13 protein-coding genes and 3 tRNA genes are annotated in these 15880 nt (G+C 56.5%); 13 read left to right on the forward strand and 3 right to left on the reverse strand.

Annotation, left to right across the window (positions count from 1 at the left end):
• The first annotated feature begins 33 nt into the window (after nucleotides 1-33).
• The 10 genes from cmk (at nucleotide 34) to FDY93_RS08765 (ending at nucleotide 9881) form a co-directional block, all read left to right on the forward strand.
• Entirely contained in the window at nucleotides 34-720 is a 687-nt protein-coding gene (gene cmk / locus FDY93_RS08720; protein ID WP_138235356.1) for a (d)CMP kinase, read from the forward strand.
• 180 nt (nucleotides 721-900) lie between these two features.
• Nucleotides 901-2580 (forward strand): 30S ribosomal protein S1, encoded by a 1680-nt coding sequence (rpsA, locus tag FDY93_RS08725; RefSeq protein ID WP_138235357.1) that lies wholly within the window; start codon nucleotides 901-903, stop codon nucleotides 2578-2580.
• Nucleotides 2581-2720: 140 nt separating this feature from the next.
• Nucleotides 2721-3029, forward strand: a complete 309-nt coding sequence (gene ihfB, locus FDY93_RS08730; RefSeq protein ID WP_138235358.1) for an integration host factor subunit beta — start codon at nucleotides 2721-2723, stop codon at nucleotides 3027-3029.
• A 76-nt stretch (nucleotides 3030-3105) separates the two neighbouring features.
• Complete coding sequence (locus FDY93_RS08735) at nucleotides 3106-3414, forward strand: lipopolysaccharide assembly protein LapA domain-containing protein (RefSeq protein WP_246068517.1); 309 nt, start codon at nucleotides 3106-3108, stop codon at nucleotides 3412-3414.
• Between the two features lies 1 nt (nucleotide 3415).
• Nucleotides 3416-4603: a lipopolysaccharide assembly protein LapB gene (gene lapB / locus FDY93_RS08740; RefSeq protein WP_138235359.1), complete on the forward strand. Its 1188-nt coding sequence runs from the start codon at nucleotides 3416-3418 to the stop codon at nucleotides 4601-4603.
• 56 nt (nucleotides 4604-4659) lie between these two features.
• Entirely contained in the window at nucleotides 4660-5376 is a 717-nt protein-coding gene (gene pyrF / locus FDY93_RS08745; RefSeq protein ID WP_138235360.1) for an orotidine-5'-phosphate decarboxylase, read from the forward strand.
• Nucleotides 5377-5573: 197 nt separating this feature from the next.
• The gene (locus FDY93_RS08750; protein WP_138235361.1) at nucleotides 5574-5870 is read left to right on the forward strand and encodes a ComEA family DNA-binding protein; all 297 of its coding nucleotides are present in this window, start codon (nucleotides 5574-5576) and stop codon (nucleotides 5868-5870) included.
• Between the two features lie 97 nt (nucleotides 5871-5967).
• A complete protein-coding gene (locus tag FDY93_RS08755; RefSeq protein ID WP_138235362.1) occupies nucleotides 5968-6897 on the forward strand; it encodes an NAD-dependent epimerase/dehydratase family protein in 930 nt (309 codons plus the stop codon).
• Nucleotides 6898-6908: 11 nt separating this feature from the next.
• The gene (locus FDY93_RS08760; protein ID WP_171018943.1) at nucleotides 6909-7790 is read left to right on the forward strand and encodes an MraY family glycosyltransferase; all 882 of its coding nucleotides are present in this window, start codon (nucleotides 6909-6911) and stop codon (nucleotides 7788-7790) included.
• A 90-nt stretch (nucleotides 7791-7880) separates the two neighbouring features.
• Complete coding sequence (locus FDY93_RS08765; RefSeq protein WP_246068518.1) at nucleotides 7881-9881, forward strand: polysaccharide biosynthesis protein; 2001 nt, start codon at nucleotides 7881-7883, stop codon at nucleotides 9879-9881.
• Between the two features lie 77 nt (nucleotides 9882-9958).
• On the opposite strand, the gene FDY93_RS08770 is transcribed toward FDY93_RS08765, so the two are convergent.
• Nucleotides 9959-10034: transfer RNA gene (locus FDY93_RS08770), tRNA-Asn, on the reverse strand.
• 78 nt (nucleotides 10035-10112) lie between these two features.
• Nucleotides 10113-10188: transfer RNA gene (locus tag FDY93_RS08775), tRNA-Asn, on the reverse strand.
• Nucleotides 10189-10420: 232 nt separating this feature from the next.
• Between FDY93_RS08775 and uvrB the strand changes: the two genes are divergently transcribed.
• Complete coding sequence (gene uvrB / locus FDY93_RS08780) at nucleotides 10421-12445, forward strand: excinuclease ABC subunit UvrB (RefSeq protein WP_138235364.1); 2025 nt, start codon at nucleotides 10421-10423, stop codon at nucleotides 12443-12445.
• On the opposite strand, the gene FDY93_RS08785 is transcribed toward uvrB, so the two are convergent.
• Nucleotides 12437-13441 carry a DMT family transporter gene (locus FDY93_RS08785; protein WP_138235365.1) on the reverse strand — a complete coding sequence of 335 codons (1005 nt, stop codon included), beginning with the start codon at nucleotides 13439-13441 and terminating at the stop codon, nucleotides 12437-12439. The genes uvrB and FDY93_RS08785 overlap by 9 nt on opposite strands.
• 282 nt (nucleotides 13442-13723) lie before the next feature.
• On the opposite strand from FDY93_RS08785, the gene FDY93_RS08790 reads away from it, so the two are divergent.
• A tRNA-Val gene (locus FDY93_RS08790) sits at nucleotides 13724-13800 on the forward strand.
• 120 nt (nucleotides 13801-13920) lie between these two features.
• A complete protein-coding gene (thrS, locus tag FDY93_RS08795; RefSeq protein WP_138235366.1) occupies nucleotides 13921-15855 on the forward strand; it encodes a threonine--tRNA ligase in 1935 nt (644 codons plus the stop codon).
• The last annotated feature ends 25 nt before the right edge of the window (nucleotides 15856-15880 follow it).

Below are 15880 nucleotides of genomic sequence, written 5' to 3' on the forward strand. Positions count from 1 at the left end.
CCCAAAACTAACTCACGCGGTACCGAATTAGTTATGACTGAAGCAACCACAAAAGCACCGGTAATCACCATCGACGGACCGAGCGGTTCCGGCAAAGGCACCATCGCCAAGTTGCTGGCGGACAAGCTCGGCTTCGCCCTGTTGGATTCCGGCGCGCTTTACCGGCTGACGGCGCTCGCTGCGCTGAATGCGGAAGTGGACCTGGAGGATGCCGGGAGGTTGGCGGAAATCGCCAGCAATCTGGATATCCAGTTTGCCGTGGCCAACAACGAGGTGAGCGCGCTGCTGGAAGGCAGGGATGTCAGTCGCGACATCCGCATGGAGCGGGTGAGTATGGCGGCCTCCAAAGTGGCTGCCGTTCCCGCGGTGCGGGACGCGCTGCTGCAACGACAGCGGGACTTTCGCGCACCTCCCGGCCTGGTTGCCGATGGCCGCGATATGGGTACCACTGTCTTCCCCGACGCGCCAGTCAAGATTTTCCTGACCGCCAGCGCGGAAGAGCGCGCCCGGCGGCGGTTCGATCAGTTGCAGGGGCGGGGGGTTTCTGTTAGCCTCCGCGACCTGCTGGAGGACATCCGCGCCCGGGATGACCGGGATATGAACCGCGCAGCCTCCCCGCTGGCGCCGGCGGAAGACGCCCTGGTGCTGGACAGCACGAGCATCGACATAGACGGTGTTCTGCAAAAAGTGCTCGAACTGGTCAAGCAGCGCATCCGTTGATGCCGCTTTGGGAATCAGTTCCTACAATTTGATTTTTAACAGCAGCGGCCGGGATCAGCCAGAATCGCCCGGCCGCAGTTGTAATCCGACCCGCGTGCTGGCAGCGCGGTGGGACTCTTACTGGTAGCTGACTAATATCCAGAGTTGCCATCGGTAGGGTCCATATATATAGGTAATGTAATGAGCGAGAGCTTTGCTGAACTATTTGAAGAGAGCCTGAAAAGCGTTGAAATGGCACCGGGTGCGATTGTTACCGGTGTTGTAATCGACGTGGACAAAGACTGGGTTACCGTACACGCGGGCCTGAAGTCTGAAGGTGTGATTCCTGCGGAACAGTTCAAGAACGAGAAAGGCGAACTGCTGCTGCAGGTGGGCGACGAAGTACAGGTTGCCCTGGAAGCGGTTGAAGACGGTTTCGGTGAAACCCGTCTGTCCCGTGAAAAAGCCAAGCGCGCTGAAGCCTGGAAAATCCTCGACGCTGCACACGCTGCAGACGAAGTGGTTAAAGGTGTTATCAGCGGCAAGGTTAAAGGCGGCTTTACTGTTGACGTTGCCAACATCCGCGCGTTCCTGCCGGGTTCTCTGGTAGACGTTCGTCCGGTTCGCGACACCGCGCACCTGGAAGGCAAAGAGCTCGACTTCAAAGTCATCAAGCTGGACGCCAAGCGCAACAACGTTGTTGTTTCCCGTCGCGCTGTGATGGAAGCGGCCAACAGCGAAGAGCGCGAAGCTCTGCTGGCCAGCCTGCAAGAAGGTATGGCAGTTAAAGGTATCGTGAAGAACCTGACCGACTACGGCGCGTTCGTAGATCTGGGCGGTATCGACGGCCTGCTGCACATCACCGATATGGCGTGGAAGCGTATCAAGCATCCGAGCGAGATTGTGAACGTTGGCGACGAAATCGAAGTCAAGGTTCTGAAGTTCGACCGCGATCGCAGCCGTGTATCCCTGGGTCTGAAGCAACTGGGCGAAGATCCGTGGGTATCCATCAAGCAGCGTTACCCGGAGAACAGCCGCGTGAAGGCTGTTGTCACCAACCTGACCGACTACGGCTGCTTCGCAGAGCTGGAAGAAGGCGTGGAAGGTCTGGTACACGTTTCCGAAATGGATTGGACCAACAAGAACATCCACCCGTCCAAAGTTGTCAATGTTGGCGACGAGGTCGAGGTAATGATTCTGGACATCGACGAAGAGCGTCGTCGTATCTCCCTGGGTATCAAACAGTGCCAGGAAAACCCCTGGGACGCGTTCGCGCGTAAGTTTGCCAAGGGCGACAAAATCTCCGGTAAGATCAAGTCCATCACCGACTTCGGTATCTTCATCGGTCTGGACGGCAGCATCGACGGTCTGGTTCACCTGTCCGACATCTCCTGGAACGAAGCTGGCGAAGAAGCCGTGCGCAAGTTCAAGAAGGGCGACGAGCTGGAAACCGTTATCCTGGGTATCGACTCCGACCGCGAGCGTATCTCCCTGGGTATCAAGCAGCTGGAATCCGATCCGTTCTCTGACTACGTTGCCACCAACGATCGCGGCAGCATCGTGACCGGTACCGTGAAAGAAGTTGATGCCAAGCAGGCGATCATCACCCTGGCGGACGAAGTGGAAGGTGTTCTGCGCGCTTCCGAAATCAGCCGCGATAAGGTTGAAGATGCCCGTAATGCCCTGAAAGAAGGCGAAGAAGTTGAGACCAAGATCACCAGCGTGGATCGTAAGAACCGCGTGATCAGCCTCTCCATCAAAGCCAAGGATCAGGACGACGAGAAGCAGGCCATCAAGGATCACAGCAAGAAGCAGGCTGAGCAGGTTCAGCCGGCGACTATCGGTGACCTGATCAAGGCGCAAATGAATAACAAAGACTAATAGGTCCTTGCTATTCAAGGCTTCAGCTCCATGAGTTGAAGCTGCCCGAAAGCCGGACTGGGGTTGCCCAGTCCGGCTTTCTATTAGATGATTGCCGCTATTCCAGAATAATCAATGACTTAGAAAGGATTGCGGACTGCATGACCAAGTCTGAACTGATCGAAAAGATTGCTCTGAGGTTGGATCAGCTGCCGGTAAAGGATGTCGAGCTGGCGGTCAAAGTCATGTTGGACACCATGTCGAGTGTCCTTGCGGAAGGGGAGCGGATAGAAATCCGCGGATTTGGCAGCTTTTCCCTGCACTATAGGGCGCCGAGAACCGGGCGCAACCCCAAAACCGGTGACTCCGTAGAGCTGGCGGGCAAGTATGTGCCGCATTTCAAGCCGGGGAAAGAACTCAGGGACAGGGTAAATCAGCAGTTGCAGCGCGACACATATGAAAGCGCGTGATTGCCGGGCTGATCGCAGTGAGCTAACACTGTAACGGACTTATCGTTTTTCACTCCTTCGGGAGCCGGAGGTTTTCTTGTCATTTCTGCGCTGGATTTCGCGTCTGTTGTTTGGGGTGCTGGCTCTTGCCTGTATCGCCCTGGGCGTTTATTTCGCCGTGGATAATCCGGAAAGTATTACGCCGCGATTTGCCGGTTATCCCTTGTTTGCGGGCAGTGTCGGATTCTGGCTGATCGGTTTTTTATTGATCGGCGCACTGCTGGGATTTCTCGCGAGTCTTTTGCCCTACTGGACGGAGCGGCGCCGGGTGAAAGGATTGGAGCGCCAGTTGTTGCGCACCGAGCGCGAGCTGCAGACCGTGCGTCGCCAGGTTGCCGGAGAATGAGTTGAGCGACCTGACGTTTTTCATCTTCATTTTTGCGGCCATCGCCATCGGATGGTATCTCGGTCGCAAAAGTGGCAAAAAGAAAGGTGCCAAAAACAACCAGCACCACGCCTTGGCGCAATCCTACGCGCAGGGCCTCAATTACCTGCTCAGCGAACGCCACAACGACGCTATCGAAAAATTCATCGATGCGCTCGAAGTCAGTAGCGCCACCTTTGAAACCCACCTCGCTCTCGGCAACCTACTGCGCAAGCGCGGTGAGCACGATCAGGCCATTCGTGTGCATCAGAACCTGCTTGCCCGCCCCAGCCTGAATCGGATCAGCCAGCAGAAAGCGCAGCTTGAACTTGCCCGGGACTATATCGCCGCAGGCTGGCTCGACCGCGCAGAGCGCCTGCTGCAGGAGCTGGTGGAAACCTCTGCTGAGCTGCGCAACACCAGTCTTGAGTACCTGGTAGAGGTATACCGGGATGAACGCGAGTGGGCCAAGGCAATCCACGCGGTCAATCTGTTGCACGGGCGTCGCTTCAAGCGGTTGCCGGGAGAGTGGGCTCCGGTACAGGCACATTTTTGCTGCGAACTCGCGGAAGAGGCGATTAACGGCAAAGACTATCTGAGTGCGCGTAAACATATCGACGCAGCGCTCAATTACGATCGACACTCGGTGCGTGCCAATCTGCTGCTGGGGCGGCTGGAGTATTTGCTCGGACGCCCCCAAGACGCTATCAAGGTGCTCGAGCGGGTGCCGAAACAGAACCCGGACTATATTCCGGAAATTCTCGATCTGCTGATCACCTGCTATGAAGCGGTGGATGACGAACAGGGGCTGGAACAATATCTTGGCGCGTTGCTTCGGGAGCATCCGTCCAACAGTGTTCTGATAGCGCTCACCGAGCGGATTCAACAGCAGAGCGAGGCGGAAGCGGCAGCTTTCATGGGGCAGCAGCTCGCCCTGCGGCCGTCGTTGCGAGGCCTGGGGCATTTTCTCAATCTGCATGTCGACAGTGCGGAAGGGCGTTCTCGAGAAAACCTGGCCCTGCTCAAAAACTTGATCGACCAGCTGATCGCCAGTCGCCCCCATTATCGCTGTAATAATTGCGGTTTCTCCGGTAATCAATTGCACTGGTTGTGCCCGAGCTGTAAACACTGGGGCAGCGTGCGCTCGGTGAAGGGCATCGAGGGCGAGTAGCGCCCGTGCGGGTCGCAACTAGCGGCAAACGTTTTTTTGAAATTTTGAGGTGTTCCTTGACTGACTCTGTTGCATCCCCGGTAATTGTGGCGTTGGACTACGACAATGCGGAAGCCGCGCTGGCGATGGCTGCGCAACTTGACCCGGCAATATGCCGCGTGAAAGTGGGCAAGGAGCTTTTTACCATCGCTGGCCCGGAGTTGGTGCGGGTGCTGGTAGGAAAAGGGTTTGACGTATTTCTCGATCTGAAATTTCACGATATTCCCAACACAGTTGCCGCAGCTGTGCGCGCAGCGGCCAACCTGGGTGTATGGATGGTCAATGTTCACGCCAGTGGCGGCGAGCGGATGATGCGCGCTGCGGTAGAAGCGCTGGCATCGTTCGGTGACAAGCGTCCACTGTTGATCGGGGTGACGGTGCTGACCAGTACTGCGGAAGAGGAGTTGGCGCCGGTCGGTGTCACCCGGCCATTGAAAGAGCAGGTGCTGGCATTGGCGCAACTGGCAAAAAACAGTGGTCTCGACGGCGTGGTTTGTTCGGCGATGGAGGCAGAATCTCTCAAGCAATCCTGTGGTAGTGCCTTCTCTCTTGTTACCCCCGGTATCCGCCCCGCCGGCTCCGCCGCCGATGATCAGCGCAGAATCGTGACACCTGTTGACGCTCTGAAAAATGGCTCGGACTATCTCGTGATCGGGCGGCCGATTACCGGTGCCGAAGATCCCTCCGCCGCTCTGCGGGCAATTGTGGAGGATATCCGCAGTAGCGGTGTCTGATGGACACGAAAGATGAGGCCGCCGCTTTTACCGGGTCTTATTTTGTGTCCAGTTGTATTTACCTGTAACGGCGTGTAATGGCGTGTAATGGCGGAGGGGTCAAAAGCCGGAGAAATTATTGGTAAAGTCAATCCCTCTTGGGGAAGTATGTGGTCCCATGGAATGAAGACCCATAAACAGACTAAAAGGAATTTACCATGAAACTTTTCCGTATCCCGCTGGCGGCACTCTTCGCAATTTCACTGTTGCTGCTTAATGTCCAGCAGGTCAGTGCTGAAGAACCTGTTGTTAAGGAGCAGACTCTGATCAACCTGAACACTGCAACAGCGGAGGAGCTGTCCGCAGCCCTGGAGGGCGTGGGCCCTGCAAAGGCAGAGCTCATCGTCCAATACCGGGACCAGAATGGAAAGTTTTCCAGTATTGAGCAATTGCTCGAAGTAAAGGGGATTGGAATGGCGACCTTGGAGAAAAACAAGAGTCGGATTCAGTTGTAACCAAATCTCCAGACAGCGCCTCAGGGCGCTGTTTTTTTTCAGTAATGCCTGATTTTGTGTCGGGGCTGAATTTTTCTAGAGGTGACAATTCAGCGTTATGCGGTGGGTCATTATTGGCAGTTCGGGATATATAGGATCGGCCTTGTGTCGTTATCTGGTTGACAGGGGGCTCCCTGTTCTCTCGGTTTCTCGCCGTGGTGAGCATATGGAGGGTGCCGATCATCAACAAATCCCGGAGTATTCAGATGAATGGTTTCGCGGTCTGTTCAAAGCGGGCGACAGGATCGTATATGCCGCTGGTCTTGCCAGTATTCCCGGGTGTCGCCAACAGCCGGAGCTGGCGGATTGGCTTAACTGTCGGCTGCCTGTAGCTCTTCTTGAACTGGCCAACGGCGCTGGCGCCGAAAGTTTTCTGTATCTCTCCAGTGTGAAAGCGAAGAAGGTTTTGTGTGGGGGGATCGCTTGCGAAGATTCCGGGCAGCCCGCCAGCGATCCCTACGGTCAAAGTAAGTGGCGTGCGGAACAGCGATTACTGGCATACCCGGGTAAGATTCGGGTCAATGTCCTGCGCCCTGCCGCCGTTTACGGCGAATATGGCGGGAAAGGCGGGGTGCAGGGCGTCCACCGCAGCCGTGCGTTTGCCTGGAAATCCGGGCTAAGGCGTCTGAGCCGCTACTTCCCGTTTGTTCCGGCGACGGGGTATCGCAGTTTCGTGGCGATTGACGACCTGCTGGTCGCGATTGCGTTGCTGGAGGAGCGCGCATGTGACGGTGATATATTCATTGCCGCTGAGCCTGCTTACTACGATCTCGCGGCCATCGGTTCGGCCGCCAGCGGAAGGCATATGAAGAGCAGCTGTATTATGACGCTATTTATCATGTTGCCATTTGAGATATTGGCAGCTCTGGGTGTTAAGGCAGCTATTCTTGATGCACAGAGAAGTGAGCTTTATAGTGCGGCGCGGCTGAAAACGCGCCTGGCTTGGCAGCCTAGGGTACGATATGTTGAATTCTTGAGGAGGGGGTGATGGGGGCGCTAATGCAGTTGTGGTGGATGCCGCTGATGCTGTCCGCCGCCGTGACCGCTGTTGGATTGTGGCTGCTGCTCTCTCGATTGTCCCAGTTTGCTCTGGATACACCCAACCATCGCTCGCTCCACGAAGTTCCGGTACCGCGTACAGGCGGTTGGGCGATTCTGGGTGGAGTGTCTGTTGGAATCCTAGTGGCGGGAGTGGATTTTTCTGCTGGTGCTGCGATTGCGTTTTTTCTGTTACTGGCCGTATCACTGGCAGACGACTTGCGTTCTTTGAGTGCCCGGTTTCGATTTGTGGCGCAAATCTCATCCGTAACGCTGTTGTCGATTAGCCTGGAGCCGGAGCTTTCCCACTGGTTATTGTGGATCCCACTGGTTGTGACCGGTGTATGGGTTGTCAATTTGTACAATTTCATGGACGGCATGGATGGGTTCGCAGGCAGTATGAGCGCTATCGGCTTTGGCGCTCTGGGGTTAATCTGCCTGCGAGAGGAGGCAGGTGAGCTCGCGGGAATCTGTTTTTTACTTGCGGCAAGTAGTGTCGTGTTTCTGTACTACAATTGGCCGCAGGCGCGAATCTTCATGGGGGATGCCGGGTCAACAGTCATCGGGCTTGCCGTCTTTGCTGTCAGTACTGCCGGGTGGCAGCGGGGCGTATTTGACCTAGTGGTTCCACTTCTGATTTTTCTGCCTTTCTGGCTTGATGCCACACTGACGCTGTTGGCCAGGGGGGCGAAAGGGGAGCGTTGGTGGGAACCGCACCGACAGCATTTATATCAGCGGGCGGCACTGAAACTCGGCGTGAAAACTGCGTTATTTCTAGAAATGACCGTGATGCTATGCACGTCGGCAGCGGCGCTTTTGCTGGTAATATTCGGCTTGGTTTGATTCCTAAGCTTAGTTCCATTGGAAGGTTCTGATGTACTTGTATAGGGGATGGGCCAAGGCGGCCCTGCGAGGGGATACATTGGGGGGAGGATGGTGAGGCGCTTTTACAAAGTCGCACAAGATAACTACAAGCCGGTATTGATGCTGTGCTATGACCTGTTGATGCTGACCGTGGCTTTTCTGCTGGCGATGACGGTCCGCTTCAACGGTGCGGCGCTTGTTGCCCACTCCACGATGATGCTGTGTCTTGTCATGACACTGGTTTCCAGCAGCTTCATTTTTCTTCGTCTTGGGCTTTATCGCACGGTCATTCGTTATATGGGGCAGCAGGCCTTGGTTGCTGTGCTTCAGGGGGTCACTGCCTCCGCAGTGGTGCTTGCCGTGGCGTCTTACCTCACCTATGCCGGTGTGCCCCGTTCTGTACCGGTTATTTATTGGTGTTTTGCCCTGATCGCGGTTGGCGGTTCACGCTGGCTGGTGCGCGTCTACTATCAGATGGCGCTGGAAATCCATAAAACCCGCGTCGCGATCTATGGTGCTGGAACCGCGGGTCTGCAATTGTTCAAGGGATTGGTTCACGGTGAGATGTATAAAACTGTGGCCTTTTTTGACGACAATGCCTCAAAGCAAAATACCCTGATTGATGGTGTTCTGGTTTACAGCCCGGCGAATATCCTTGAGGTAATCGCCGAGCGGGACATTTCAGAAGTTTTGTTGGCTATGCCCGGTGTTCCCAAGCGGCGCCGGCGGGAAATCACGCGTAACCTGCGGGAGAGAGGGGTTGTGGTGAAGGTCATCCCCGGTATGGAAGAGCTGGTGGACAGCGCCGGACGGGTTTCTGATGTTTCCCAGATCTACGAAAACATTCTCGGGCGAGCGCCGGTCGAGCCTCAAAAAGAACTGATTTCTGCGTCAATTGCCGGCAAAGTGGTTTTGGTGACCGGTGCTGGGGGGTCCATCGGGTCGGAGCTCTGTCGTCAAATTCTGCACTGGGAGCCGGCCAGGCTGATTATGGTCGAGGCCTCCGAATTTGCCCTCTATCAGATTGAGCGCGAGCTGCGACAGCAGCAGCATGATGAAAATCTTCAGGTAGAAGTGACAGCGCTGTTAGGGGATGTTCGCAATCGCACCCGCATGAGCGAAATTATTCGATCATTCAGTGTGCACACCATCTACCACGCGGCGGCCTACAAGCATGTGCCTCTGGTAGAACACAATGTTGTGATGGGCGCTGAAAATAACGTTCTGGGAACCCTGTCTGTGTTGGAGGCGGCGGAAGCCTGTGGGGTTGAGCAGTTTGTACTGGTTTCCACGGATAAAGCGGTGCGCCCCACGAATGTGATGGGGGCGACCAAACGGCTTGCTGAGCTAATCTGTCAGGATTTTGGCCACCGTTTCGGGCGCACCCGCGTGTGTATGGTGCGCTTTGGTAACGTGCTTGGGTCTTCGGGCTCCGTTATCCCTTTGTTCACCGATCAGATCAATGCAGGTGGTCCAGTTACCGTTACCCATCCCAAAGTAACTCGCTATTTCATGACTATCCCTGAGGCTGCACAGCTGGTGTTGCAGGCGGGAAGCATGGGGCGCAAAGGGGAGGTCTTTGTGCTGGATATGGGGGAGCCGGTGCGAATATTCGACATCGCCTGCCGTCTGATTCAGATCATGGGCCACACTGTGCGCGATGAAACCAACCCTGATGGGGATATTGAAATTCAGATAACCGGTCTGCGCCCCGGAGAAAAGTTGTACGAAGAGCTTTTGCTGGGAGATGCGGTGGCAGGAACCGACCATCCGATGATCATGCGCGCGGAAGAGGAGCGTTTGCCCAGCGAGCAGCTGCAGTTGTTTATTGGTGAGTTGAAAGAGGCTTGTCTCCGCCAGGACGCAGAGGCTGTCCATCGCCTGCTAGTAGCATCGGTAAAAGATTATGCACCCCGGCAATCGCTGGTTGATACGGTATGGGTCCGGGCTTCGGCGGGAATCGAAGAGGGGCTATCTTCGGTGCCGGTTGTTCGTGCAGAGATCAAACACCTGCCTGTTACTGCTCATGGAAGAGTGCAGCGTTTGACCGGGGAGGTGCCGGAGGTGTGATCTCCTCTGGCCCGTTGGTTTTCAAGCTTCGTGAAAAAGAAAAACCCCGCAACCTTTTCAGGTGCGGGGTTTTTGTTTGGCTCCGCCTGCTGGGCTCGAACCAGCGACCCAATGATTAACAGTCATTTGCTCTACCAACTGAGCTAAGGCGGAATATCGTGCTTGAGAGGCTCTTCTGGTCTCTCTAAATAAAAACCCCGCAGCATGTTTTTACTGCGAGGTTTTTCTGTTTGGCTCCGCCTGCTGGGCTCGAACCAGCGACCCAATGATTAACAGTCATTTGCTCTACCAACTGAGCTAAGGCGGAATTGTGTCTGATCGGTCCGTGAATGGGGTGTCGTTCAGATGGCGCGTATCTTATAGAGCGCCTCCGGGTAGGTCAACCCTCTTTAATCAAAAATAACTCATTGATTTTACTGTGTTTATATTCTGCCCAGCGCCACCTGAATTCTGCCGGTTTGGCCTATTCGGGGGATAGCGCCTACAATTTCCCGCTTGCATGTGCCCGCTTCGGGTCCAGGACAGATCAGGTGGATACTATGGAGTCTAGACCGTTTCAGGTTGCCAGTAAGTACGCGCCCGCGGGTGATCAACCGGCCGCCATCGAGGCGCTGGTAGAGGGGGTCAATGATGGTCTGGCACACCAGACACTGCTGGGCGTGACTGGCTCCGGTAAAACATTCACCATGGCCAATGTCATTGAGCGGCTGCAGCGGCCCGCCATTGTCATGGCGCACAATAAAACGCTGGCGGCGCAGCTGTATGGGGAGCTCAGAGAGTTTTTCCCGCGCAATGCGGTGGAGTATTTCGTTTCTTATTACGACTACTACCAGCCGGAGGCCTATGTGCCTTCCTCCGACACCTTTATCGAGAAGGATGCCTCGGTCAACGAGCATATCGAGCAGATGCGCTTGTCTGCCACCAAGGCACTGATTGAGCGCAAGGACGTGATCGTCGTCGCCACGGTGTCTGCCATTTACGGTCTGGGCGACCCGGATAAGTACCTGAAGATGGTGCTGCACCTCGACCGGGGCGATATCGTCGACCAGCGAACTATATTGCGCCGCCTGGCGGAACTGCAGTACACCCGCAACGACGCCGACTTCCGCCGTGCTACCTATCGCGTGCGAGGAGATATTATCGACATCTATCCAGCGGACTCTGACCTGGAAGCGGTGCGCCTGTCGCTGTTTGATGAGGAAATTGAAGAGATCACCCTGTTTGATCCGCTGACTGGAGAAGTGCTGCAGAAGGTGCCGCGTATCACCATCTTCCCCAAGTCCCACTACGTGACACCGCGGGAGACGATTCTTGAGGCGATCGACCAGATCAAGGAGGAACTGAAAGATCGCTTGGAGCGGTTGCGCGAAAACAACAAATTACTGGAAGCCCAGCGCCTCGAGCAGCGGACCCGTTACGATTTGGAAATGATGCAGGAGCTCGGCTACTGCAACGGTGTGGAAAATTACTCCCGCTACCTCTCGGGGCGCGATGCCGGGCAGCCGCCGCCCACCTTGTTTGACTATCTGCCACACGACTCCCTGCTGTTTATCGATGAAAGCCACGTCACCGTGCCGCAAATCGGTGGCATGTACCGCGGCGACCGCTCGCGCAAGGAAACCTTGGTGGAGTACGGTTTCCGTTTACCTTCGGCGCTGGACAACCGGCCGCTCAAATTTGAGGAGTGGGAGCAGCTTGCGCCGCAAACCATTTTTGTTTCTGCGACGCCGGGCAAGTATGAAGCGGAGCATGCCGGCGCAGTGGTGGAACAGCTGGTGCGTCCTACCGGGCTTGTGGATCCGGTGGTGGAAGTGCGTCCCGCGGCCACCCAGGTTGACGACACCCTGTCGGAAATTCATCGCTGTGTTGCGGCTGATCAGCGCGTCCTCATTACCGTTCTGACCAAGCGCATGGCGGAGGACCTCACCGAATACCTGCAGGACAACAAGGTGCGGGTGCGCTATTTGCACTCGGATATCGACACCGTGGAGCGGGTTGAAATCATCCGCGATCTGCGCATCGGCGAGTTTGACGTGCTGGTGGGCATCAACCTGTTGCGGGAGGGGTTGGATATGCCGGAGGTCGCTTTGGTGGCGATCTTTGACGCAGACAAGGAGGGCTTCCTGCGCTCCGACCGCTCGCTGATCCAGACCATCGGCCGCGCTGCGCGCAACCTGGAGGGCAGAGCGATCCTGTATGCGGACAGGGTTACGGATTCTATGCAGCGTGCGCTGGACGAAACCGAGCGCCGCCGGGAAAAGCAGCTGGCGCACAATGCCGAGCATGGCATCACCCCGGTGGGGATTCGCAAAAGTGTTGCAGATATTCTGGAGGGCGCTGTTGCGCCCGGGGTGCCAGCGCGCGGACGGCGCAAAGTGGCAGAGAAGGGCGGTTCTTACAGGGTGGACCAGAAACCGCTTACCGAAAAGCAGCGGTGGGCGCGTATTGAGGAGCTGGAGGAGCAGATGTACAACCACGCCAAGAATCTGGAATTCGAGGCCGCTGCCAAGTTGCGTGACGAAATCGCCAGGCTTAAAGAGCCCGGCGATTTGTCCTCAGCCTGAATCGGCTTGTGATTTTGCCTGCGGTGCGGATGTTGGTGTGGCGGTACTTGGTCTTGCCGGTGCCTTTTTCATCAGCAGCAGGCTCCCGATAATGATCGCCATTCCTATCAGGTGCATGCTGCCAAATGGTTCTCCAAGCACCCATGCGGCGGCGATCAGCGTCACGATTGGCCCAGTGGTTCCTATTGCGCCGGTGGTGGCAGATCCGACTTTTTGTATCGCGGCGCTCATCAGTAAGGAAGGAATTACCGTGCAGACGAAGGCCACGGTAAGCGCATAACCATAGACCGGCCAAGGCTGCTGCAGGCGGCTCCATTCCCCCTTGAGCAAGAAGTGTACGGCAATGGCCGCACTCGCTGCGATCATGGCGAGCGCGGTAAATTGTCGGCTGCCGAGTGCCTTGATCACATCCTCGCTGAACACCACGTAGATGGAGAAAGCCAGCGCGCTGCCGAGCGTCAGTAGAGCTCCCCAGCTGGTAGGTGAAAGTCCAACCCAGTCGGGCGCGGGAATACCTGTGTCAAAGTGCTGATCCTGCCAGAAGATCAGCAGAATTCCTGCATAAGCGCACAGGATGCAAAGCAACTGTCGCAGTGAAACCCGTCTGCCGAGAAACATCCAGCCCAGGAGTAGCACCAGCGTCGGGTACAGGTAAATGATCAGTCGCTCGAAATTGGCGCTGATAAAACGCAAGCCCTGTAAATCCAGAAAGCTTGCCACGTAGTAAGCGCAGATTCCGAGAGCCGCCGCCAGCAGTCCGTTGCGTGCAGAAACTGGCCGCCATTCGTTTCTGTTTTTAAGTTGCCCCAGTATGAGCAGATAAAAGGGGAGGGCCAGCAGCATGCGCAGCAATATAAATGTGTCGACCTCCACCTGATAGCGGTAGGCGAGCTTGATGAATATGGCTTTGATGGAAAACAGTGCAGCCGCGGCCAAGGCGAGCAGGTAGCCATTCTCCTGATAGCCGAGGATCGCCCCTTTTCCTTTGTACAACATCCGTTTATAGCTCCTGTGTAGGCGGCTGACAGCCGAGCCTTGCGGGCTGCCAGCGGCACCTGCATTGCCCTGCGTAGGGTGGGCAAGGGTAACAGGTTTGGGTGGCGGTGGGCTTGCCTGTTTTGCGGCTCTCTCTTGAAGGTGTAGATCTTGTGCCGCTGCTCGCGGTGGGGCGGCTGGAGAGGTGTGAAAATGTCATCCCTAAGTTGTTGATTTGCATGAAAACCGGTGCTAAAGTTCGCGTCCTCTGCAGCGGGGTGCTTCCCTGGTCTGCTACTCTCCAGACCCATAGCTCAGTTGGTTAGAGCGCTGCCTTGACATGGCAGAGGTCAGCAGTTCGAGTCTGCTTGGGTCTACCATTTTCCTGCGAGCTATTTCACTGAGTATGATCTGGCTCGCTTCGGGCGCCGTGCCCGCCATCACCACTGTGAATCACGCGGTCTTTCGTAGGGATCGCCACTGATAAATAAGGAAGTGCAATGCCTGTTGTCACCCTCCCTGACGGTTCCCGTCGCGAATTCTCCGCTCCTGTTTCCGTATTCGATGTCGCCAACGATATTGGTCCCGGCCTGGCAAAGGCTGCGCTGGCTGGTGTGGTCGACGGTAAGGAAGTGGATACCAGTTTTGTTATCGATCGCGACGTAAATCTCGCTATCGTGACCGACCGCCAGCCGGAAGGGCTGGAAGTTATCCGTCACTCCACCGCGCACCTGCTGGCCCAGGCGGTAAAACAGCTGTACCCGGGCGCCCAGGTCACTATCGGCCCGGTGATCGAAGACGGTTTCTACTACGACTTTGCCTACGAGCGTCAATTTACCCCGGAAGATCTCGAGAAGATCGAAGCGCGCATGGAAGAGCTGGCCAAGGAAGATATTCCGGTCAGCCGTCGCCTGCTGCCCCGGGATGAAGCGGTGAAATATTTCCGCGAGATGGGGGAGGAGTACAAGGCGGAAATCATCGCCAGTATTCCCACCAATGAAGATATCTCCCTGTATCGCCAGGGCGACTTCGAAGACCTGTGCCGCGGCCCGCACGTGCCGTCCACCGGCAAGCTGAAGGCCTTCAAGCTCACCAAGGTGGCCGGCGCTTATTGGCGCGGCGATGCCAAAAATGAAATGCTCACCCGTGTGTACGGTACCGCGTGGGCCAGCAAGAAAGAGCTGAATGCCTACCTGCACCGCATTGCGGAGGCGGAAAAGCGTGACCATCGCAAGCTGGCGAAGAAGTTCGACCTGTTCCATATTCAGGAAGAGGCGCCGGGCATGGTGTTTTGGCACCCGAACGGCTGGACCGTGTACAGCGCCATCGAGCAGTACATGCGCAATCGCCAGCGCGAGCGCGGCTACAAAGAAATCAAAACTCCGCAATTGGTGGATATCTCCCTGTGGCAAAAGTCCGGCCACGCGGAAAAATTCGCCGACGGTATGTTCACCCTGACCAGTGAAGAGCGCCAGTTCGCCATCAAGCCCATGAACTGCCCCTGTCACGTACAGGTGTTCAACCAGGGGCTGCGCAGCTACCGCGACCTGCCGCTGCGCCTGGCGGAATTCGGTTCCTGCCACCGCGCCGAGCCCTCCGGCTCCCTGCACGGCCTGATGCGTGTGCGCGGCTTCGTGCAGGACGATGGCCACATCTTCTGTACCGAAGACCAGATTCAATCCGAAGTGTCCGAGTTCATGGACCTGCTGCACGCGGTGTACAAGGACTTTGGCTTCGAGGAAGTGATCTATCGTTTATCTACTCGTCCGGAGCAGCGCGTCGGCTCCGACGAAAGCTGGGACAAGGCGGAAATGGCACTGGCGGATGCGTTGAACGCCGCCGGCCTGCCGTGGGAAGAGCTGCCGGGTGAGGGCGCTTTCTACGGACCCAAGATCGAGTTCTCCCTCAAGGATTGCCTCGGCCGGGTGTGGCAGTGCGGCACCATCCAGGTGGATTTCTCCATGCCGGGCCGCCTCGGCGCCCAGTACGTGGCGGAAGATGGCTCGCGCCAGGCACCGGTTATGCTGCACCGCGCGACCCTCGGGTCGTTCGAGCGCTTTATCGGCATCCTGATCGAAAACTACGAGGGTGCCTTCCCGACCTGGCTGGCGCCGCAGCAGGTGGCGGTGCTTAATATCACCGATCGCCAGTCGGAATATTGCCGCGGGCTCGAGTCCAAACTGGCCGCTGAAGGTTTCCGCGCCGCCGCCGACTTGAGAAACGAGAAGATCGGATTTAAAATCCGCGAGCACACGCTTCAGCGTGTCCCTTATCTGCTGGTTATTGGCGATAAGGAAGTGGAAAACCAGACGGTCGCCGTGCGCACCCGCAGCGGAGAAGACCTGGGAACCATGACTTACGAGTCGTTCCTTGAGATCCTTCGCGAGGATGTCGCTCGCCGCGGCCGTTCGTCTATTGCGGGCGCACAAGAATAAGCGCCCCAAAGACATTTTTATTGGG

The organism is Microbulbifer harenosus, assembly GCF_005771435.1.
Classification (GTDB): domain Bacteria; phylum Pseudomonadota; class Gammaproteobacteria; order Pseudomonadales; family Cellvibrionaceae; genus Microbulbifer; species Microbulbifer harenosus.

What these genes read in the sequence shown, in the direction of transcription:
- cmk (WP_138235356.1), top strand. Translation starts at nt 34, where the DNA reads ATGACTGAAGCAACCACAAAAGCACCGGTAATCACCATCGACGGACCG.
- rpsA (WP_138235357.1), top strand. Translation starts at nt 901, where the DNA reads ATGAGCGAGAGCTTTGCTGAACTATTTGAAGAGAGCCTGAAAAGCGTT.
- ihfB (WP_138235358.1), top strand. Translation starts at nt 2,721, where the DNA reads ATGACCAAGTCTGAACTGATCGAAAAGATTGCTCTGAGGTTGGATCAG.
- FDY93_RS08750 (WP_138235361.1), top strand. Translation starts at nt 5,574, where the DNA reads ATGAAACTTTTCCGTATCCCGCTGGCGGCACTCTTCGCAATTTCACTG.
- FDY93_RS08755 (WP_138235362.1), top strand. Translation starts at nt 5,968, where the DNA reads ATGCGGTGGGTCATTATTGGCAGTTCGGGATATATAGGATCGGCCTTG.
- FDY93_RS08760 (WP_171018943.1), top strand. Translation starts at nt 6,909, where the DNA reads ATGCAGTTGTGGTGGATGCCGCTGATGCTGTCCGCCGCCGTGACCGCT.
- FDY93_RS08765 (WP_246068518.1), top strand. Translation starts at nt 7,881, where the DNA reads ATGGTGAGGCGCTTTTACAAAGTCGCACAAGATAACTACAAGCCGGTA.
- uvrB (WP_138235364.1), top strand. Translation starts at nt 10,421, where the DNA reads ATGGAGTCTAGACCGTTTCAGGTTGCCAGTAAGTACGCGCCCGCGGGT.
- FDY93_RS08785 (WP_138235365.1), bottom strand. Translation starts at nt 13,441, where the DNA reads ATGTTGTACAAAGGAAAAGGGGCGATCCTCGGCTATCAGGAGAATGGC.
- thrS (WP_138235366.1), top strand. Translation starts at nt 13,921, where the DNA reads ATGCCTGTTGTCACCCTCCCTGACGGTTCCCGTCGCGAATTCTCCGCT.